Raw genomic sequence first — 21879 nt, forward strand, 5'->3', positions numbered from 1 at the left:
CGAAATCATGCTAAAAAAAATAGCTTATATAACTCTATTTGCATTGTCGCTGACTTCTTGCAGCAACGATTTGGATGAAATAAATAAAAATCCAAATGCAACCGAAACGCCATTGGCACCTTACCTGTTAACAGGATCATTAAAACAAGGCGCTGACTTATATTGGGGTTCAACAAATAACTTTGATTCGTCGTTATTGTTTGTTCAGCATTGGGCAAAAATTCAATATACAGAACCGGACAGATTCGATGTATCTAACACGTCTTTTACGACTTTGTGGAATACAGGATATGCAACTTTAATTACAGATTTGAACACGATTCTGAATTTTACAGATCAACAGGCAAATTCAAATTACAAAGGAATTGCACTAACATTGCGTTCATGGACATTTTTGTTGTTGACAGATGCTTACGGAAGCATTCCTTATAAAGATGCAGGTCAAAAAGTAACACCAACTTATAATACTCAAAAAGAAGTTTATACAGGATTACTTGAAGATTTGAAAAAAGCGCAGTCTTTGCTTGCTACAACAAACGGTGCTGTAACTGGAGATTTAGTTTATAAAGGTGATATCTTAAAATGGAAGAGATTTGTAAATTCACTTCGTTTGCGTATTGCATTGAGAATTTCAGACAGAGAACCTGCTTTGGCTAAACAAGCTGCAATTGATGCAACAACAGATCCAGCAGGAGTTTTGAGCAGTAATACTGATACTTTTCAGTTTGTTTACATCAGTTCTCCGCAACAAAATCCAGCTTCGGCATGGTTTGAAACGAGAGATGATTACCGTATTTCAAAAACATTAGTAGATAAATTATATGCATTATCTGATCCGCGTTTGCCAGTTTATGCACAATTGCCATCTGATGCAACTGTAGGTAAATATGTTGGTGGCGCTAACGGATTATCAAACAGTGATGCTAATAGTCAAGGTTTTGCCAAAACATCAAAACCAGGTAAATATTTCTTAACGTCAACTTCACCGGCTGTAATTGCTTCTTATTCTGAAACATTATTCAATCTTTCTGAAGCCGTTGCACGTGGATTTATTTCCGGAGATGCAGAGCAACTTTACAAAAATGCAATTACTGCTTCATTGAATCAATTTGGAATTAACGATGCAACAGTAGTTTCAAATTATCTTAATCAGGCAACTGTAAAGTACGATGCAACAAACTATGCTAAATCAATTGGTACTCAAAAATGGATTGCATTCTACGGACAAGGCCTTGATGCTTTTGTAGAGTGGAGAAGACTTGATTATCCGGTATTAACCGCTGGTCCTGCTACAGTTTTGGACGGACAGATTCCTTCACGTTTCTTTTATCCGGGTACAGAGCAATCGCTAAACGGAACTAGTTACCAAGCTGCAATCGCAACTCAAGGAAAAGATTTGTTGACTACAAAACTATGGTTTGATATAAAATAAGCCTGTTGTTTGTATGTCATAAAAAAAATATTAAACACATAGAAACATAGATTTTTTTAAGCAAACAAATACTATGTTTCTATGTGTTAAAATAATTACACTCGATTTTAGTGCTTACTAATAAAATCAAATAATGAAAAAATCCGCAAATGTCTATTATTGACTTTGCGGATTTTTTTATGTTTTTCAGATGATAAAGTTGATAAATTATAGCACTTAAAACTGAATTAACCAGTCTACAGAAAAAGCAATAATGATAAAAATATTGTGTACAAATACAAGTTGCAAATAATAACCTTTAAAGTTTTTAGTATGAGTTGAAGGTATAATTTCAACAAGAAAAGTCCAGCTTATAATTCGGATTAAACCATTTATGAAACCAATAAAAATAGTTGTCATCCATGAAATTTCTGCAAATTCGTTATACCAAAGCAAATAATAAATAGCGGCAAAACAAAGTCCAAAGCTGTGATGCAATATCTTTCCGGCTTTTACTTTCGCTTTAAGCGGTAAATTTATATCAATAGCAAAAAGAAGACTTGTAAGCAGAGCAGGTTCACGATAAAATTCATTGTCTGAGTTTGATAACGCCGTGTTGAATATTTTGAGAATACAACAGGTTAACAACCAGGAAATCAGAATTTGAAAAAGTAGGTATAAGATCATAAAAGGGCGTAAAATTTTTTACGCGGCAAATATAAGCATGAAAGTGATAAGAATAAAATTAAAATGGTTAGAATGACCTTTTCCTTTAAATATTCAATTAAACTAACGTCTTATTTTATTGGCATGAAGTACTAAAAATCACACCAGAATCTTTAAACCATCTCGAAGAAGGAAAGTCTGTTTTATCAACCTGAATGCATTTGAGATCATCATTTTTAAGAGCAGAAACATAAGATATAGTACTATTATTTCCGTTTTTGAGATTAAGAGAAGTCAATTCATTCGAAGAACAAGTTAAGCTAAGCAATGCGGTGTTATTGGATAAATCGAGAGTTTTCAGCCTGTTTTCTTCACATGAAATTCTGGTCAATTGGAGATTGTGAGACAGATCTAAATTTTCAAGTCCATTTTGCTCACAATGAAATTCTTTCAAAGCTGTATTTTTAGTTATATCCAAAGTTTTCAATAGATTAGAATTGCATTCAAGATACATTAAAAGAGTATTTTGACTCGGATCCAAACTAGTCAGTTTATTTGAACTGCAATTAAAATTCCACAAAACCGTATTTTTAGAGACATCCAAAGTAGTTAGCTGATTTGATACGCAGCTAAAATTATTCAGTACTTTGTTTGAGCTGAGATCCAATGTTTTTAATTTATTCTCATTACAATACAACAGTCTTAAATCTTTATTTTTAGTAATATCCAGATTTGTCAATTGATTATTGGCACAACCAAATTTTTCCAATTTCGGATTCAGACTTACGTCTAAAGAAGTTAAGAGATTATTACTGCAAAACAACTCGTCTAAAATTGCATTTTTAGATAAATTCAAAGTTGTTAATTTATTGTTGTCACATCGCAAAATTGTCAAAGCAGTATTTTTAGAAACATCTAAATCCGATATTTTATTAGATTGACAATCAATATAATCCAAAAGTAAATTTTTGGATAAATCGAGGTTTGTTATTTGATTGGCATAACACCCCAATTCGATTAATGAAGTATTTTTAATAACACTTAATTCCGTTAAGAAGGTATTGGCACAATATAAAGTAGTCAACGCATTATTTTCAGAAACATCTAAAGTTGTCAATTTATTACCATTACAATTTAAATTGGTTAGCAATTTATTTTTAGACACTTTCAAAGATTTCAAATTGTTATACTCACAATTCAAAGTCAGCAACGCTTTATTTTGGCTAATATCTAAAGAAGTTATATGATTACGCTGACAATTTAATAAAGTAAGTGCTTTATTATGAGAAACATCTAAATCAATACTATTGGCTTCACAATCTAATTCTTTTAAAGCCTTATTTCCGGAAATATCCAAAGTATTAAGATAGTTTTCCTCGCAATAAAGCGCAGTTAGATTTTTATTATTGCTTACAATTAAGGAATTTATTAGGTTTTTAGTGCAAACTAGTTTTGTCAAAGCTTTATATTCAGTAATATCAAGATTTTGAATTTGATTTTTAGAGCAGTTTAAGGTTTTTAAAGCGACAAAATCCTCCAAACCTTTTAAGTCTTTGATTTCATTATTCGAAACATCCAAATCTGTAATAGAAGCAATATTTGCTGTAAAGACTCTTCCGTCCGGTTCACCAGAATCATATTTTAGTGCAATTAAAGCTTTCTCAAAATTAAGATCCGGAATTACCGTATATCCGGGTTCAATTTCGGCACATATTATTCTGCATTTTGAAAAATCTGACCTATCATTTATATGATAAGGTTGACCATCAAAATCTGCGCTAATACATTTTAGATCAGGATTTTCCTCTGTAAACATATAACTTATAAGAGGACAATTTTTAATATTCAAATCAGTTAATTGATTTTGGGAACAATCAAAACCTTTTAAAGAAAGACTGTTTGATAAATCCAATGTTTTTAACTGATTTCCACGACATCCCAAATCTCTCAAAGCTTTGCTTGAGCTAAAATCCAATGCAGTCAATTGATTGTTGGAACAGTCAATTTCAATAAGAGCATTATTTTCCGAAAAACTTATCGTTGTTATTTGATTATCATAACATTGTAAAGACCCCAAATTAATATTCTGAGTTAAATTCAATTGGGCTAATTTGTTATATTGGCAATACAAAGTATTTAGATTTGTATTTTGGCTTAAATCCAAAAAAGTCAATTTATTATTAAAGCAATGCAAATATTCTAAAGCAATATTTTGACTCAAATCCAATGAAACCAATGCGTTGTGATCGGTAACTAACATGTTTAAAGAGGTGTTTTTACGTACATCTAAATTTGCTAATTTGTTGTTGGAACAATGTAACTGATTTAGTTGAATATTTTGCGTTACATCTAAAACCTTCAATTGATTATTATAACATATTAAGTGAGTAAGAATTGTATTTTTGGTTACATTCAATGATTTTAATTTGTTTTCGGAACAAGATAAAAAAGTCAAAACGGTATTTTTGCTAAGATCCAGTTTTGTTAATTTATTTTCGTAACAAGTTAAATTATCTAATGCTTCAAAATCTTGGATTCCAGTTAAATCAGAGATGTTTTTGTTTGAAATATTTAGTGATTTTACATTAGAAATTGCTGCGGTCAATACTTTTCCGTCAGGTTTACCAGAATCATATCCCAAATTTATAAGGCACTTTTCAAAATTAGAGTCGGGGATTAAGGTATATCCGGTTTTGGCTTGCGAAAACAAATTATTTGACGCGCAACAAAGCAAAATAACAAATAGTATTCTTTTCATAAATGTCTCTTTTATACCAATGGGAATTACTGAATATGATTTTTCAAACATAAACAGGTATAATAATTTTTGATGCTAATTTATTTCTGAATAATGAATGGAGTAGTATAAGCACACCTTACTGCTTTTCCTTTTATCTGTCCCGGAATCCATTTTGGCATTTTATTCAGGACTCTCAAAGCTTCTGCGCCTGAACCATAACCATAATCTCTCAGTACTTTTTGATTCGTAATTGTTCCGTCTTTTTCGATTATAAAATACAAATAAACTTTTCCCTGAAGTCTTTCTCCCTCGTCTTTTGGTGCCTTAAAGTTTTTATCTATAAACTTATTTCTTGCAGCCATTCCTCCGTTATAATCTGGCAGTACATCCAGGTCTACTGTATTATAAATCCAATTTTCGAGTATAGTTTCAGGTGTGATTATTGCTGGAGGATTGTATAGAGTACCAATATTTCCTGTGCCTTCGATTGGTTTATTGCCTAAATATTTAATCGTAACTATATTTGAAATTAGAGCAAGCCAATATCCTTCATCATTTTTAAGAAAATAATAATCAGATAAAGGAGTTGTATCTAAACCACAACCGGGTCTGTTTCCTGCTATAACCGCTAATATTTCGACATTCTTATTTTTTATTACTTTATTGGCGCCACTGTAGATATAATCTTTGTCTGCCAGAAAATTAAAAAATGGCTTAACGCTTTGTGCATCAATACCTTTTATTGAAATAAGCTTATCACTTCTATAATAAGTGTAAACATTATTTTTGTCTTTGTAACAATTCAGAATTCTTTCAAAAGTCTCAGCATCTGCAGTTGTTTCTTTACCATTGATATAAATTTTCTTATCAGATTCATACAACTGATATTCGTAAAGTTTCTTTGTTGTTGAATTGAAGATGTCTGTTTTAGCGTTTTTTGCAGCATTGATTTGCGTCTGAGATAGATTTTTATACATTTTCTTTTTAGAAAGATCGTAAGCCTGATTTTCATATATCAAATAGCGATAGGCTTGGCCAAGAAAAGTATTTTTGGACGAGACTTTTTTAGTATAAACAAATGGGAATTTTTTCGCTTCAGATTTTTGTGTTTTTTCGTTCCATACACGTTCATAAATTCCATTTTTATCAAAGTACCAATCTGAAAACGGAATAAGTCCAAAAGTTTTGGCGTCAACGTCAGGAAATGGATAATTTGCACCCGCATAAACCATTTTTCCATCAGAAATAAATCGGCTGTTTGCCTGATCCCAAGCTTTAATATTTTCTGGATTTTTTGCTGTCAGTATTGTTTTTTCACCATCATAATACACAAAATTCTTATCTATAGAATAATGTTGGGACAATGGTCGAATGGTATTTGCATCAATATTTGGAACAACAATCCAGCCTTTTAATGTCAATACTTCTTTTGAAGTTTTCATTAAATAATCATTTACAGAACGAAGCGTATCACCATTATGCAGACCAATCTCGCCATTTATATAAACATAGTTTTTGTCATAAATAATAGCTTCAAAAGTTTCTGAAAGTGAATTTACATCAGCATTTTTTATCTTTTTAAAATTGTAATAAAGATGATTTTTATCTTTAAAATAAAGTGTTGAATAATAACTGGCTGATCTGTAACTTTCGATATCAATATCTTCTGTAATTTCGATATTGTTTTTAAAAAGTTTATACTTTGTTTTCCATACCAAATCCGGGCGACCAAGGTATTCTGTATTCCTGATTTCGGCCAGGATTTTAAATCCGGTTGTATCAGTTGCTATAAAATCTCCATTATAATAAACACCATTTTTATCTAAAGCAAAAAGGCCATTATCATTATATCTTGGAAATGTAAAAGATTCAACATCTGCGTCTTTTAGAATTTTTCGCTCACTCACATTTTTTTGAAAAACAATATAATTTTTGTTTTTGATGTAAAGCGGAGCCATATAACCTGCACTTGGATATATTTCAAAAGTAGAATCTACAACAGGATCTATTACAGAAAAAGAATCCGGCGTTTGTGCACAGCTTAAATTTGAAAGCAATAAAATTGATAATACTAAAAGGTAATATTTATTCATGTTGTGGTATCTATTATGGTTTTTCGGTTCTCTTTATTATATAGATATATTAAAATCTAAAAAGGTTGGGAGAGGAGAAACTTTTTTTATTTTATCAATTATTGTGCTGTTAAAAATGCTAATATATAGATTAGTTTGCTAAAGTTTATTGTTTAATTTGCTGATAATAAAAGTTAATAAATGAGAAATGATTCCACCTGATTCTAAATCTTGAATTGACTTTATTTTTTAATTTTAGTTGTACGGAAAAAGTATAAAGTGACTTACATTTGGGTGAAAAATAAAGGTTATTTTTGATATTATTGTAAGTTGGCGATCTATAACAGCTTCTTAAAATTATTTTATGAATTTAAAAACTACATTTTTGTACAGATTACTTTTACCAATGTTGCTTTTTATTTTCATGCCGGCTATTCAGGCTCAAACCGCGTTGCAATTGAATTGGGTTAATGCATTAGAATCTAATGATGTATTTTCGGTTAGTGCTAAAAATATAAAAACTGATGCCATAGGTAATATCTATGTTGTAGGAACTTTTACTGGTACAGCCGATTTTGATCCAAGTGAAGCAATAGTCAATTTAACAAGTGCAGGGGAAGAAGATGTTTTTCTGGCAAAATATGATGCAAACGGAAAATATATATATGCCTGTGTCATAGGCGGAATCCAAACTGATAATTGTACAGCTCTTACTGTTGATCGTTATGGGAATGCATATATATCGGGAGTTTTTGAAGAGAAGATAAGTTTTACTTCTACAAAAAAAACAATAAAAAAGATTAGCGCCGGTGATTTTGATGGTTTTATTGCGAAATATGATCCTGATGGAAGATTGTTGTATGCAAATACATTTGGTGGTGTGGATCACGATTATGGAAAGGCCATTGCAGCAGACGATAATGGAAATGTATATGTCACTGGTAGTTTTACCGGAATCTGTGATTTTGATTTCGGAAAAGGAACAGCCAATCTCTCTAGTGAAAATGGTGCTCATTTGTTTTTTGCCAAATACGATGCAAGTGGCGAGTATGTATATGCAAAAAACATAAATGGCGTTAGTACCGGAATTGCTAATGATGATAAAGGCAACGTGTACCTTACCGGATATTATGAAAGTACTGCAGATTTTGATCCCGGAAAAGGAGTTGCAGCTATGAAAACTATTTATGGTCAGAATATTTTCTTTGCTAAATATGATGAGTATGGGAATTTCGTTTTTGTAAAAAATATTGGAAGCGACAGATCAAGAGATCTGAGCAATGCTATAGCTCTTGATCGTAGTGGTAATATTTACCTTACTGGGTTTTATGAAAACGACGCAGATTTTGATCCCGGAACAGGAGCCGCTATTTTATCTGCACCCAAACCATGCGCAATGTTTCTTGCGAAATATAATGCTGACGGAAATTATATTTATGCCAAAAGTATGTCCGGTGGAAAAGGTGTAATTGGTAATGCTGTGGCGGTAGACATTAGTGGGAATGCATATGTTACCGGTTCTTTTGAAGGTACGGTTGACTTTGACCCAGGTCCGGAATTCGCCAAGTTGACAAGTCCGGGGCGTACAAAAGAAATTTCAGGTTATGAAGGTGATATATTTCTGGCAAAATATGATATTTATGGAAATTATATTTATGCGAAATCTATGGGAGGCAAGGAGTATGATATGGGAAATGGTATTGCGCTTAATCCTGATGGAAGAATTTACGTTGCAGGGACATTTGACAGTCCGGCAAATTTTGACCCGATGAATAATGACAATGTTGTAAAATTAAAGAAGATGCCTTACGGTTCATTTGTAGCTTGCTATAGTGAATGTAATGTCAATGAAAATGAGATAATACAGACCAATTAGAATAGTTTTGATTTGATAGAAACCAACTTTCTACATCATATTTTATTATAATAAAACCAACCAAAAACCAAGTCATCCTTATGAAAGTAAAAATTTCATTGCTTATTTTTTTCATGTTTTTTACCGTAGTTGCTTTTTCGCAAAATATTACCGTTCAAACTAAAGTTTCTAAAGACACCATTGGCTATTTTGATGTCTTAAGAGTAAGCTTTGAAGCAAATAGTATTGGAGTTACACTTAGAGAACCTTATTTTGAAGATTTTACAATTTATAAGGGTAGCGACACAAAAATAGAACAAAGTTATATAGATGGTAAAAAAACGTCTAAAACGATTATTTCTTATCTTTTAAAACCTAAAAGAACTGGTAAATTAGCGATAGACAAGGCAGTTTTTGAGTATGATGATAAAATTTTTACAACAGATCCGGTTACAATAGTAGTAAAAGGAGATACCTTGACAAACGATCCTTCACAAAAAGACAGTAAGATATTTGTTTCTGCGCAAGTTTCCAATTACACACCATTTTGTTATCAGCCAGTAATGGTAGAATATAAATTGTATTTTGACGAAGATATCAAACCTTCAACAATTAGCTTTGATTTTAAGAAAGAATACACAGATAAATTTTTAATTTATTCTCTTAGTTCAGATGAATCAATTACTAAAGAAACAATTGGCGGAAAAGAATACAATAGTATTATCATAAAGAAAGACATAATTCGATTTAAAGATAAAGGTGAAACTTCTATTAATAATAATGTCGTAGTCGAATACAAAACAAGTAAACCGACGAAGGAAGATGAAAACTTTGAGCAGATTTCAGTAAAAAGTTTGCCAGTAATTTCAAAGAAAATTAAGTCGAAAAAAATGGAGAAAACGCCTAAGTTTCCTCATGATATTCAATCGTATGGCGATTATAAACTGGACGTGATTTATCCTGAATTCGCAAAAATCAGAAAGAATAAAATTTTCGAAATTACAGTACAACTTTACGGAGAAGGCTATATTGAAGATGAAATTTTACCACAACTTAGCATTCCAAAAGGATTTGAAGTTATTTCGAATATAATCGCAAATGATCCGGTCATGGAAGACGAAAAAATAAAATCTGTAGCGACAAGAACTTATAAAATAAAGCCTTTAGCAATTGGTAATTATAAATTTCGTCCTCTTAGTTTTTATTTCTACAATGAAAAGACAAAACAAAGAAAAGCTGCTTCGTCTAAAGAATTTACACTTACAGTGAAATAAAATCGGCGCTAGAAGATTTAGAAAATTGGCTTTTGTATTTCGATGAAAAGATTAACGTAATAACTTGTTTATTTTAGTGACTCCTTAGTCTTTACAAGCTTATCTCTTGTTCCCGTGGGTGCGAGCCACATATATTTTTTAAGAATTGTATCGTACATTTTTTTAATTGAATCAGGATCTTTATCGTCTGTTTTTTTAATGAGATTTTTTAATTCATCAGCATTACCATAAGTTGGTCTTTGTTGATATACTTCCGTAAAACAATTCAATGCTTCCTTCAAGTCTTTTTTATTTAGCGCATCAAAACCCTGAGCATAAATTACTTCTACGGTGGCTATAATGGCATTATCCTCTTTTAATTTTGAGTTTACTTCTTCTTTAAAATTATTTGGAGAATAAGTATAATTTAAAATATTGAGATATCTGCTTAGATCGTTAACCCTTTTATCAATATCATACAACGTTTTTCTTTTAGCATTTTTAAGTGTAATTTCCTCTTTTAAGGATTCATTAATTATTTTCTGAATATTTGCAATTTCGGGATCAGTAATAGAATCTGAAACTTTTGATACTTGCTTTTCATATTTTTTCTGAATAATTTTTAATTCGTCAAAAACAGCAGTATTTATGTCTGAAATTGAGGTTCTGTATTCGTCCATTACCGGTATTAATTGTGGTTGTGCATGAACAGTTGTTGGATCTCCAATGGAATTTCTTATAAACTCAATTACAGTTTTATATTCACTATATGTTTTGACATCAAAGGATGCATTTACTGGTATATTTAATCTCGCTTTGGTTCCTGTTATACCAATTGTTTTCATTGAAAGATCAACTTTAATTTTTCCAAATTCCACTTTTGCTGCCAGCTTTTCCAGACTTAAACTATTCTCTTCATTATCTTTATTAAGTTCAATTACAGAGATTCTAAATTCACTTCTTATCCCAACAGCATATCTTATTTTGGGTAAACCGGTACAGTTACAATCGTAATATTGCAAGTAATCAATTACGTTATAGAGATCTGAAGTTTTTAGTTCGTTATTTATTATCCCAAAAGCTTGCAGAGCAGTTCTATTGTCTCCTCTAAATAAATAGGTTCGGAATTGAAAGCCACTTGTCAGATCATCTACCTTTTCAGGAACAACTATTTCGCAGGGAGCAACACCTATTATATCGAGTATACCATTTCTAAGCGACAAATTATTTCCTGCTCCAAAATCAAATAATTTAATAATATGTTTGCCATTATCTAAGAAGATTTTTTCTTTTGCAGGACCTTTTGCCTGATTATACATCCTCCTGTATATTGGAGAAGTTTTTGGAATATCAAAAGTATCTTTTCCTGTTTTTGCAATAATTTGTTTCACAATCAAAAATTCCAGAATTGCCTGTGAGTAATAATTTTTATCAGCAACAATAGCGTTTAAGCCTAGAATACTTTTGTTTTTTTTGGAGAACTTTTCCCAATCTTCATTTTGACTATAAAGAGCCTGAATCAACAAAACGAATAATAATAGTAGACGTGCTTTCATAATAATAAGGTTTTGTGATTAGTTATTTGGTAATCATAAAGTTATGAAACAAAGCGCCTGTCAAACAACACGTATTTATACTGTTTTTTAGTCTTATAGAAAAGTTTAAGAATGATGTGTTTTTAGAAGTGATAGTGTTTCTAATGTAGCTAAAAACAAAAAAGTTTATGCTTTATGGGCATAAACTTTTTTAATATAACGTTCTAAAAAGAGTTTCTTAGTTTGTTCCCGCAGCGCTTTTATCCACAAGAAATAATAATTCTCCTGAAACTGGTTTAATTAACTGCATTGGGTAAGTTTCAGGATTATAATTTCCTGTTGTTACTTCCTTTAAAGCGTGTGCTTTTTTCTCTCCAAAAGCTACAACTACAATTTTTTCGGCTTTGTTTATTAATGGTGCCGTAAGTGTAATTCGGTGCATTTTTTGAGGTTCAAGATAATAAGCATCAACCCATTTTGTTTGTTCTTCTAAAACTGCTTGTCCAGGAAAAAGCGAAGCTGTGTGTCCGTCATCGCCCATTCCTAATAAGATAAGATCAAATTGGCCTTCATCGCCCAGAACTTTTCTAATAGATTGCTCGTAAGATACCGCATAATCTTCTGGTGTAACACCATCTTTATACATTTCAAAAATGTTTTCCTTCGGAACAGGAACGTGGCTTAATAATGCAGCATAAGACATTTTTGCATTGCTTAAATCATCATTCAAAGGTACCCAACGTTCATCGCCCCAAAATACGAAAACTTTACTCCAGTCTATTTTTGTTTTGTAAGCATCAGAAGCTAATAATTTGTAAATCCCTGCAGGAGAAGAACCTCCCGTAAGTACAACTGTGAATTTGTCTTTCTCTGCAATTGCTTTTTGTGCAGCTGTTACGAAAATATCGGCAGCTGTAGTATTAATTTCTTCGGTATTATTGTAAATCTTTATCATCTAAAATTTCTTCTTTCGTTTGTATGTTTGGAATCCATTTGTGACCCTGACGCGCCAAAAGTTCGTCAGCTTCTTCAGGTCCCCAGCTTCCTGCTTTGTAATTAGGGAAATTGGTTGGCGCCGTAGTTTTCCAAACTTGCTGAATCGTATCAATTGCATCCCAAGCTTGTTCTACCTGATCCCAACGCATAAATAGAGTAGGATCTCCTGCCAAAGCATCGGCGATAAGCGTTTCATAAGCTTCCGGTGACATTGTAGAGCAAGAGAAATAATCAAAAATCATTTCTGCAGGTCTTAATGAAAGTGACAGTCCAGGTTTTTTGGTCATAAACTGCAATTTGATATCCATTGCAGGCTGAATATTGATAATCAATCTGTTTGGTGTCATTCCTTCTTTTCCATAAGAAAATGCAGAATGCGGAACTGGTTTAAACTGTATAATGATCGAAGATTGTTTTTCCTGCATTCTTTTTCCGGTGCGTAAATAAAACGGAATTCCCTGCCATCTCCAGTTATCCAGGTAGATTTTCATGGCAACGTAGGTTTCGGTATTAGAATCCGGAGCAATTCCTTTATCTTCACGATATCCTACAACCGGTTTTCCTTTTATCAATCCTGCATCATATTGACCGCGAACAATATAGTGATCTACTTCATCAGGTTTAATGCGGCGAATTGATTTTAAAACATCAGCTTTTCGGTTTCTAATATCATCCGCTTCTAGTGAAGCCGGAGCTTCCATCGCTGTCATACATAAAATTTGAAGCAAATGGTTTTGAATCATATCTTTTAATGCGCCAACGCCTTCATAAAAGCCACCGCGTTCTTCAACGCCAACTTCTTCGGCAACTGTAATTTGAACAAAATCAATAAAATTACGGCTCCATAAAGGTTCAAACATCGAATTTCCAAATCGGAAAGCCAAGATGTTTTGTACCGTTTCTTTACCTAAATAATGATCGATTCTATAAATTTGTTCTTCTTGAAAAGTCTGCGAAAGCATTGCATTCAATTCAATTGCAGAAGCTTTATCGTAACCAAAAGGTTTTTCGATAATAATTCGATCTTGTTTTGGATTAGCTGCAAGACCAATTTTTTTAATATTACTTGAAATTGTAGTAATGAAAGAAGGCGTAATCGAAAGGTAAAATAAACGATTGGCACGTTCTCCAAACGCTTCATCGATACTGTTTATCTTATCGTTTAAACTTTGATAAGATTCTTCTTTGTCAATATCAAGACTGTGATAACTTATATGTGAAAGAAATTTTTGAGTTTCAGGATCTGAAAGTCCTTTTTTTCTTGAAAAGGTTTCCAGATTTTCTAAGACATAACTACGGAATTCTTCATTGCTTTTTTCGGCTCTTCCCAGTGCGATAATCTCAAACTTATCAGACATACGTCCGTCAAGATAAAGATTTTGAAATGCAGGAAAGAGTTTTCTTTTCGCTAAATCTCCGGTTCCTCCAAAAATCACAATGATTGTTGGATTTATATTTTTGAACTTACCCATTTGTGTGTGTTGTCGTTGTGTTGTTTAAAGTTCTTTATTCAGACCATTTTGTATGAAATACACCCGGAACATCTGTACGTTCGTAAGTATGCGCTCCAAAATAATCTCTTTGTGCCTGAATTAAATTTGTTGGAAGATTTTCTGATCTGTAAGCATCAAAATAAGCCAATGAATTCATAAGTCCGGCTACAGGTAATCCTTTTTGAACAGCAAATTGAATAACTGCTCTCATTCCTGCTTGGTTATTTGTCAATTCTGAAGCGATTCCAGAATCTAGAAGTAAGTTTGGTAAATCAGATTTTGCAACATAAGCTTTTCTGAAATCTTCTAAAATTGCAGCACGAATAATGCATCCACCGCGCCATATTTTGGCAACAGTTTCAAGATTTAATCCGTAATTATATTCTTTAGAAGCAGTATGAAGCTGTGCTAATCCTTGTGCATAAGTCACAACGATAGAAAAATATAAAGCCGATTTTAATGCGGCAATTGCTTCAGTTGTATTTACATCAGTTTTGGCAGCATCCCAAGTTAATTTTTTAGCAGCTTCAATTCTTTCCGGTTTAGTTTTAGACATATCGCGCATAAAAACTGCAGCATCGATCGTAGGAATTGGAACTTGCAAATCCATTGCGTTTTGAGAAGTCCATTTTCCTGTACCTTTAGATTTTGCCCAATCCGAAATTTTATTGATTAACGGGCTTCCGTCTTCGTCTTTTTCTTTTAAGATGCTTCCGGTAATTTCGATCAAATAAGATTTAAGCTCGTGTGATTGATTCCATTCCTCAAAAGTTTTCTGAATCGTCTCTTCATCAAGATTATAACCTCTTTTCATCAAGTCATAAATCTCAGAAATCAACTGCATAATTCCGTATTCGATACCGTTGTGAACCATTTTTACATAATTTCCGGCAGAACCGTTTCCTAGATATTCTACACAAGGTTCTCCATCAACTTTTGCTGCAATAGCTTCAAAAATAGGGCGAAGTCTTTCGTATGCTTTCTGATCTCCGCCCGGCATCATTGCAGGACCAAATCTCGCACCTTTTTCTCCGCCTGAAATTCCCATTCCAAAGAAGTGAATTCCCTGAGCAGATAATTCTAAAAATCTTCTGTCAGTATCTGTATAAAAAGTATTTCCACCATCAATTATAATGTCTCCCTTATCAAGATGAGGCAGTAAACTTGCTATTGCGCTGTCAACAGGTTTTCCCGCAGGAACCAGCAACATAATAGCTCTTGGTTGTTGAATAAGCGATACAAAATGTTTAACATCTGTAGTAGCTTCAATTATATGATCAGGATCAGCTTCCTGTTGAAGTGAATTAACTTTCTCAGTATCTAAATCTAAACCTGCTGCAGCAAAGTTATGACTCGCAATATTCAAAAGTAAATTACGCCCCATTACACCGAGTCCTACAATTCCAAAATCAAATTTGTTCATAGTTTTCAATTAACTAAAATTATTATAAAATGCTTTTCTAAATAGAAACCAAAGAAAATAGTAATCCATTTTCTTTCAGTTCGTTATCAAAAAAAGTTAGTTTTAATCTTATATTTTAAGATCTACAGCGCTAAGTTAGAGAAAAATGGTGAAATAAGAGGTGATTAATAATCCACTTTTAGGCTTATTATCATACTTTTTTTCTTGTGGAAATAAAAATTCAAAATCTGCAGTATTTCTATTTGTTCAAGATTTTCAAAAGCAAAGCTTAAACACAATTTTTTTGAATAGGCTCCAGCTTTAGCTGGAGTTTATATAAGATCAATTTGAATGGCTTTAGCCAAAACTCTGGCAAAGACGCAAAATCGCAAAGGTTTGTCATTTCGACGGAGGAGAAACCACACTAGGAACTCCGCAAAGAAAATCACCAATCTTGGTCGATGTGCGCGTGTGATTTCTCCTCCGTCGAAATGACAATATTGTGTTTAAACTTTGCGTCTTAGCGCCTTTGCGAGATTAAAAACATAGTAGAAAACAGCTTTAAAAAATCACTTCGATAGTAGTTCCTTTTCCTGGTTCAGATATTATTTTCATTTCTCCGTTTAGTGATTTTGCTCTTTCTTTTATGTTTCTCAATCCAATACCTTCTTTTATTTTTTCGACATTAAAACCAATTCCGTTATCCCAAATACGAATCGTGATTTTATCTCCAGTTTTTAAAAGCATTATATAACATCTTTCAGCATTCGAGTATTTATTACTGTTTTGCAACGCTTCCTGAATAATGCGATAAATATGTATTTTATTAGAACTTGAAACTGGCGACCAATCGATAAGTTTGTCAACCGAGAAATCAAATTTTGTATTAAACTGATTTTGTTGAGATTCTACCAGATTTTTTATTACATCAGTAAAACTATTATCTTCAAAAAGTTGGTTTTGTGTCAAGTTATGAGAAACTCTTCTAATTTCATTTTCCGTTTTTTCGAGCTCTTTTACAAGCTGTTCTTTTTTATCATCTTGAGTTGAATCCAGCTGAATTAAATTAAAACGCGTGGTAAAAACACTGTTTACAATTCCGTCGTGAAGTTCCATCGCAATACGATTTCTCTCTTCATTACGCACACATTCCGTTTCTGATTGTTGTTTTAATAAAAGCTGATAAATTCTTTCATTAGCTTCTTGTTGTTCTTTGATAAAAGAAAGCTCTTTGTTTTTTACTCTTAAACGATATATAATTATAAAGATTCCTAAAAAGAGAATTATAACCGCAGAACTAATGATAATAATGGTATTTCTACGAGATAAAATCTCATTTTTTTCCTCTACCTGATCCGTTTCGTATTCTATTCTTGCAAATTTGTCTTTTGTAATTCTTTCGACTTTCTGCAGACTGTCATTAATTTTTAAATATTGAGAAGTATAAAAGTTTTTGTTTTCTAAATCATTCGCCATCAATAACTTCAATGATTCAATGGTATGCAGATTGCTTTTGATTTCTTTAGACAATTTAAGACCTTCTTTCAGATAAGTCAATCCTTTGTTTTTATCCTTTTTATAAAGATAATATTCCCCAAGATTAATTTTACTCGATGCAATACCAATTGATACGTCAAGACTATCTCTTATTTTTAAGGATTCAAACAGAAGCTTGTCAACTCCTTTAAAATCGCCAATTTTCATTTTTGAATAAGCAAGATTATCCAATAACATCGCGTAAGATTTTGGATGTCTGTTTTTTATATCCTTTATTATCAAGCCTTTCTTGTACAAACGAATTGCTTCGGGATAGTTTTTTAGTTTTTCATAAACTCGTCCGATATTGTTAAAACAAGATATTCTCGATCTTTCAATTTTACTTTTAGGATAACCTTCTTTTTCTTGTTTTTCTAATTGTTTTAGAGCGAGATCAAAATATTTTAGAGATTCTGTGCTGTTATTAAGCTCTTTTAGCGAAATCGCCAATATTACATAACATTCATAAATTAGTCGTGTATTATTAGTTTTTATAAGTAATCTCAAAGCTTCTACAGCTTGTGCTTCACTTTCGGAAAAGATCCCGGCATCAAACAAAATTCCGGCTTTGTATAATTTTGTTCTGCCAATGTTTAGCGTATCTTTTATTTGAGAATATACTTTTTCAGATTGAGAATAGTAATTAAAAGCGCTGTCCAATTGTGATTCTTCATCATAATAATCTCCAAAATAATACAATGATTTTGCGATATGAGAATCGTCTTTTGCTTCGACAGATAAATTATGGACTTTTTTTACAGTAGTCAGGAATTTACTGTATTTATCGATACTATAATATTTACTTGCAATTTTGAAATAAAGATTTCTATTGATAGAATCGTTTTTGTGTTCTAATAATTGATTGTAGAGCGTGTCAATTATTTTATCTTTTTCGTCATTTCCAGCTGATGAAGAATCAAGATTTTTTAAAGCGATAGTAACATTTTTTTTTAATTCATCAGTTTTGTGTGCATCTTGGCACGCTGATATTTGAAAAAAAATAATTAGCAGTACTATTTTTAAGCTTGCTTTCAATGGTTTTTGGACATAGTGGTTATACTTCCAAAAATAAATATTAATAACCAGATAATAATAGTATTATCTGGTTATTAATTAAAAAATTTTAGCCTTGAGCTTTGTCTTTATCATCGACTCCATCAGCAGCCTTAGACGCATTATTTGTTGTATCGCCAGTAGTTGCTGACGGAGATAGCTTAGTTTCTTTTTTTAGAGCTTCAGTATTTGGTCCTTCAACACTGTCTGCAGTACAAGATGTCATTAAAATAATCGCTGTTAAACAGCCGAAAGTAGTTATTAGTTTTTTCATTAGAAAATAGTTAAAAATTAGAAAATGGTTTATTGTGGCATTATCCTAAATGGAATACCTTTTTTAGAAAAGTCGGGAATTGACCATTCTGAAATATTAAAAATGACATTGCATTGAGCAGATGTTCCCCCATTTTCAATACCAAATTTTAGAAGCTTCTTTGGTTAAAATCTGTTGCAAATTAAACGGATATGAGAGATAGAATAAGGAATTTCAGGCACGTTATAGTGAGCCTGTTTATTAGAATAGTTTTAAGTAGAATCTGCGTGGTGAAATAGGAGTATTTGAAATCTAAATATTGATTTTCCTGATTATTGCATCAACATTGTCTTTGTAAGTCAATGAAAACGGCAATATTTCATTGTAATTAAGATAACATTTTGATTTGCTCAAATGTATTCTCGATACATGATTGATGTTTACGATGTAGCTTTTGTGAATTCTCAGAAAGTAAAATGGCAAAGTGCCTTCAAAATGTTTCAGCGTTTTATAGGCATTAACCGTTTTGCCATTATCCATCTGAATATCTGTAGTATTATTATCTGCTTTTAAATAAGTAATATTTTGTAAATCAACAAATTGATAATCGCTATAGGATTTTATACAAATTGTAGAAACAACATTTGGAGGATTTCTTTTTTCGAATTTAAACAACATTTTTCCCAATTCATGCAAATGCAAAGGTTCAATCATATAATCTGAAAATCCTGATTGTATAGCAGTTAAGGCATAATCTGGCGTTGAAGCCAAAGCGATGAAATACGGAATGTAATCCAGATATTGAAACAACTCTGTTACCGTTTTAAAAAATGTTTCGGTATCTTTTGATTTAGCAGAAATGCGAAAAAATACCAATTGTGGTTTTATTTTTATAATTTGGTTTATCGCCGATTGACTATCTTTGACAACACCTGCGCAGAAATAATTAGGGAAATTGTCAAAGAGTTCCAAAGTTCCTTTGACATTAGTGGCATTGTCGTCGATAAGAAGAAAAGAAAATCGCATTAAATTACAGTAAGAATAAAAAGCTGCAAGCTAGGCAAGTAAATATTTTTTTTGTTGCAGAAAAACTGCTTGTTTTGTTAAAGTTTAAAAAAATATTTGAATGAATGTACTCATAGTAGATGATCATCCAATGACCGTTGAAGGTTATATAAATGCACTCTCAATGGCACCTTTTGCATTAAATTCTCCTATTTTTTCAAAAGCCCATAATTGCGAGGAAGCGTACAATTGCCTGACGAAAAACTCGTTGGCCAAAGGATCATTTGATATTGCTATAATAGATAAAGGTTTGCCGGGATATGAAGAAAAATCTATTCTGTCAGGAAGCGATTTGGCTGGATTTATTAAAGAAATCATGCCCAATTGCAAAATTATTATGATCACCGCACATACCGAAGTTCTCGTTGTTTATGAACTCTACAAAAATGTGCGATTGGACGGACTTATCATCAAAAACGATATTACGCCTGAGAAATTACAACAAGCTGTAGCAGAGGTTTTACAAGGCAATTCATATAAAAGCATTACAGTTCAAAACTGCATTAACGACATCTGGAAAAAAGAGTTGATGGTTGAAGATTATAACCGTCAGATTCTATTTTATTTATCCAAAGGTTTTAAAGTAAAAGAGTTAGAAGGAGTTATCTTTTTGACCACAAGTGCAATCCAAAAACGCATTATCAGAATGAAAAGAGCTTTTGACGTAACAGACGATTCCGGTTTGGTCAAAGAAGCCATAAAACAAGGGTTTATTTAAAACCACTTTCCAAAAATTAACAATATTTATCTAAAAACAACCTTCTTTGTTAAAGGTTGTTTTTGCTATGTATACAATTCATCTCTTCTTTATATGTTTGATAAAAATATCAATTATTTGCTTTTTTAACAGAAATCAAGTGCACATGATTAATGATGGAGAAGTGTTGGTTGCAATTTTTTAGAATTGAGGGAACATAAAGGAGAAAACCTTAAACCGGATAGCCACGTTAAGGTCTATTATAAACAACCTAAAACAAATAACATGAAAAAAGTAAAATTCGTTGGAAAATTAAGTTTAAACAAAGTTACAGTTGCAAAATTAAATAATGACCAAATGACTAAAGTTGTTGGTGGTGGAGACGAGCCTAAAAAACCTTCTACAACAAAGTTAACTAACAACACTTGTGGTTATTTGTGTACTTACTAAGACTTTTTAGTTTTTAATACTTTGTAACACCTTCCTGTTTTATCCTTGAAAAATGGGAAGGTGTTAAATTATAAGATCAGATGAAAATGAAATTATAATATTTCTTTAGAAAATGTGAATGCCCATATTTTTAATATTGATAGCATCATTAAAATTGTTTTAAGAATTCAGTGATATTTAATTGTATAACAAATGTGGAATAAAATTATAAAAGACGAGGATTTAGTAAGTAAAGTGGAGAAAAAATTAAAGGAAATTTCAAAATCCTTCGACACTTACGATGAATCAGATTGTTCTTTGTTTTTAGGACAATCAGGATTGGTATTGTTCATGGCTTATCATTCTAAGCATAAAGAACGCCTGAATGAAAGTGAAGCTTATGTTCAGGAATTATTTGATTATTTTCAAGAGCCGGATAACTTGAATTTCTCTTTTGGAATCGCCGGAATTTTACATACACTTTATCATTTAGAGAAAGAAGATTTTTTTGATTTTGAGGATAATATCAGCGATTTTGATTACTCAATTTTTCATGAATTTATTTCTAATGATACTTCTTTAGATTTTTTACATGGCAATACAGGCGTTGTATTTAGTCTTTTAGAACAAAATATTGGATCAAAATATGATTATTTATTTGATGCCTGGATAGCTTCTATAGATAAAATAAAAGAAAATGATCCAAATTTTTTAAAATGGAAAGTTGATTTTACATTGGCAAAAGATGAACATCCTACAGAAGGATATTCTTTTGGACTCGCGCATGGAGTTCCGTCAATAATTCTTGTTTTGCTAAAATTATTTGACAGAAAGAAAGATTTTAAACTATTACAATATTTAAATAAAAGCATTGACTTTTTGCTAAGCGTTAGATTTGATGCTTCGTCAGAATTTTATTTTCCAAGTCAATTAGTAAATAATGACAAAACGGACAGTAATCTGGCTTGGTGTTATGGCGATTTGGGAGTTGCAATGGCAATTTTTCAATATGCTAAATACTTTGATAAAAGAGAATTAGTAGAATTTGCATTAGAAATATTTACCAAGCATTCCTCAAAAAGAGATGTTCATACTTATACGGTTGTTGACGCAAGCATTTGCCACGGAAGCGCCGGTATTGCACATATTTACGCAAGAATTTATAACTATACTAATATCGAATTATACAGAGAAACGGCTGAATATTGGTACGGAATCACTTTAGAAAAAGCCGAATATCCAGATGGAATAGCCGGATATAAGCAATTTCACGGTAAAGATGAGCCATTAGTAAATGAATTTGGTTTGTTTGAAGGAGTTTCCGGCATCGGACTTTCTTTGATTAGTGCAATCAGCAATATTGAACCAAAATGGGACAGGACATTATTATTATCATAATTATATGAAATTTCATTCTAACTTT

General features: G+C 31.9%; 16 protein-coding genes. 6 read left to right on the forward strand and 10 right to left on the reverse strand.

Features of this window, described 5'->3' with window-relative positions; all coding sequences use genetic code 11:
* Window positions 1-7 precede the first annotated feature (7 nt).
* Window positions 8-1432, forward strand: a complete 1425-nt coding sequence (locus WN975_RS04360) for a SusD/RagB family nutrient-binding outer membrane lipoprotein (RefSeq protein ID WP_337965397.1) — start codon at window positions 8-10, stop codon at window positions 1430-1432.
* A 216-nt stretch (window positions 1433-1648) separates the two neighbouring features.
* On the opposite strand, the gene WN975_RS04365 is transcribed toward WN975_RS04360, so the two are convergent.
* The 3 genes from WN975_RS04365 to WN975_RS04375 form a co-directional block, all read right to left on the reverse strand.
* Window positions 1649-2098: a hypothetical protein gene (locus WN975_RS04365; RefSeq protein WP_337965398.1), complete on the reverse strand. Its 450-nt coding sequence runs from the start codon at window positions 2096-2098 to the stop codon at window positions 1649-1651.
* 115 nt (window positions 2099-2213) lie between these two features.
* The gene (locus WN975_RS04370) at window positions 2214-4835 is read right to left on the reverse strand and encodes a hypothetical protein (protein WP_337965399.1); all 2622 of its coding nucleotides are present in this window, start codon (window positions 4833-4835) and stop codon (window positions 2214-2216) included.
* Window positions 4836-4915: 80 nt separating this feature from the next.
* Window positions 4916-6910 (reverse strand): DKNYY domain-containing protein, encoded by a 1995-nt coding sequence (locus WN975_RS04375; RefSeq protein WP_337965400.1) that lies wholly within the window; start codon window positions 6908-6910, stop codon window positions 4916-4918.
* 343 nt (window positions 6911-7253) lie between these two features.
* Between WN975_RS04375 and WN975_RS04380 the strand changes: the two genes are divergently transcribed.
* Together WN975_RS04380 and WN975_RS04385 are read left to right on the forward strand one after the other, a co-directional pair.
* Complete coding sequence (locus WN975_RS04380; RefSeq protein ID WP_337965401.1) at window positions 7254-8765, forward strand: SBBP repeat-containing protein; 1512 nt, start codon at window positions 7254-7256, stop codon at window positions 8763-8765.
* Between the two features lie 80 nt (window positions 8766-8845).
* On the forward strand, window positions 8846-10018 hold the full coding sequence (locus WN975_RS04385; protein WP_337965402.1) for a BatD family protein: 1173 nt from the start codon (window positions 8846-8848) through the stop codon (window positions 10016-10018).
* Window positions 10019-10086: 68 nt separating this feature from the next.
* Here WN975_RS04385 and WN975_RS04390 read toward each other — a convergent pair whose 3' ends face one another.
* From WN975_RS04390 to WN975_RS04420, 7 genes are all read right to left on the reverse strand, one after another.
* Window positions 10087-11520 (reverse strand): hypothetical protein, encoded by a 1434-nt coding sequence (locus tag WN975_RS04390; RefSeq protein WP_337965403.1) that lies wholly within the window; start codon window positions 11518-11520, stop codon window positions 10087-10089.
* Between the two features lie 250 nt (window positions 11521-11770).
* Entirely contained in the window at window positions 11771-12487 is a 717-nt protein-coding gene (pgl, locus tag WN975_RS04395; RefSeq protein WP_337965404.1) for a 6-phosphogluconolactonase, read from the reverse strand.
* The gene (gene zwf / locus WN975_RS04400) at window positions 12468-14000 is read right to left on the reverse strand and encodes a glucose-6-phosphate dehydrogenase (RefSeq protein ID WP_337965405.1); all 1533 of its coding nucleotides are present in this window, start codon (window positions 13998-14000) and stop codon (window positions 12468-12470) included. The genes pgl and zwf overlap by 20 nt, the downstream gene beginning before the upstream one ends.
* A gap of 34 nt (window positions 14001-14034) precedes the next feature.
* Entirely contained in the window at window positions 14035-15444 is a 1410-nt protein-coding gene (gene gndA, locus WN975_RS04405; protein ID WP_337965406.1) for an NADP-dependent phosphogluconate dehydrogenase, read from the reverse strand.
* A 540-nt stretch (window positions 15445-15984) separates the two neighbouring features.
* Entirely contained in the window at window positions 15985-17994 is a 2010-nt protein-coding gene (locus tag WN975_RS04410) for a sensor histidine kinase (RefSeq protein WP_337965407.1), read from the reverse strand.
* An 88-nt stretch (window positions 17995-18082) separates the two neighbouring features.
* Window positions 18083-18286 carry a hypothetical protein gene (locus tag WN975_RS04415; RefSeq protein WP_337965408.1) on the reverse strand — a complete coding sequence of 68 codons (204 nt, stop codon included), beginning with the start codon at window positions 18284-18286 and terminating at the stop codon, window positions 18083-18085.
* Between the two features lie 291 nt (window positions 18287-18577).
* Window positions 18578-19291: a LytTR family transcriptional regulator DNA-binding domain-containing protein gene (locus tag WN975_RS04420; RefSeq protein WP_337965409.1), complete on the reverse strand. Its 714-nt coding sequence runs from the start codon at window positions 19289-19291 to the stop codon at window positions 18578-18580.
* Between the two features lie 100 nt (window positions 19292-19391).
* Between WN975_RS04420 and WN975_RS04425 the strand changes: the two genes are divergently transcribed.
* The 3 genes from WN975_RS04425 to WN975_RS04435 all read left to right on the forward strand — a co-directional run bounded on the left by WN975_RS04425 (window position 19392) and on the right by WN975_RS04435 (window position 21854).
* Entirely contained in the window at window positions 19392-20048 is a 657-nt protein-coding gene (locus WN975_RS04425; protein ID WP_337965410.1) for a response regulator, read from the forward strand.
* Window positions 20049-20312: 264 nt separating this feature from the next.
* Window positions 20313-20477: a class I lanthipeptide gene (locus tag WN975_RS04430; protein WP_337965411.1), complete on the forward strand. Its 165-nt coding sequence runs from the start codon at window positions 20313-20315 to the stop codon at window positions 20475-20477.
* Window positions 20478-20669: 192 nt separating this feature from the next.
* Window positions 20670-21854, forward strand: a complete 1185-nt coding sequence (locus WN975_RS04435) for a lanthionine synthetase LanC family protein (RefSeq protein ID WP_337965412.1) — start codon at window positions 20670-20672, stop codon at window positions 21852-21854.
* The last annotated feature ends 25 nt before the right edge of the window (window positions 21855-21879 follow it).

It is taken from the genome of uncultured Flavobacterium sp. (genome assembly GCF_951805225.1).
Lineage (GTDB): Bacteria > Bacteroidota > Bacteroidia > Flavobacteriales > Flavobacteriaceae > Flavobacterium.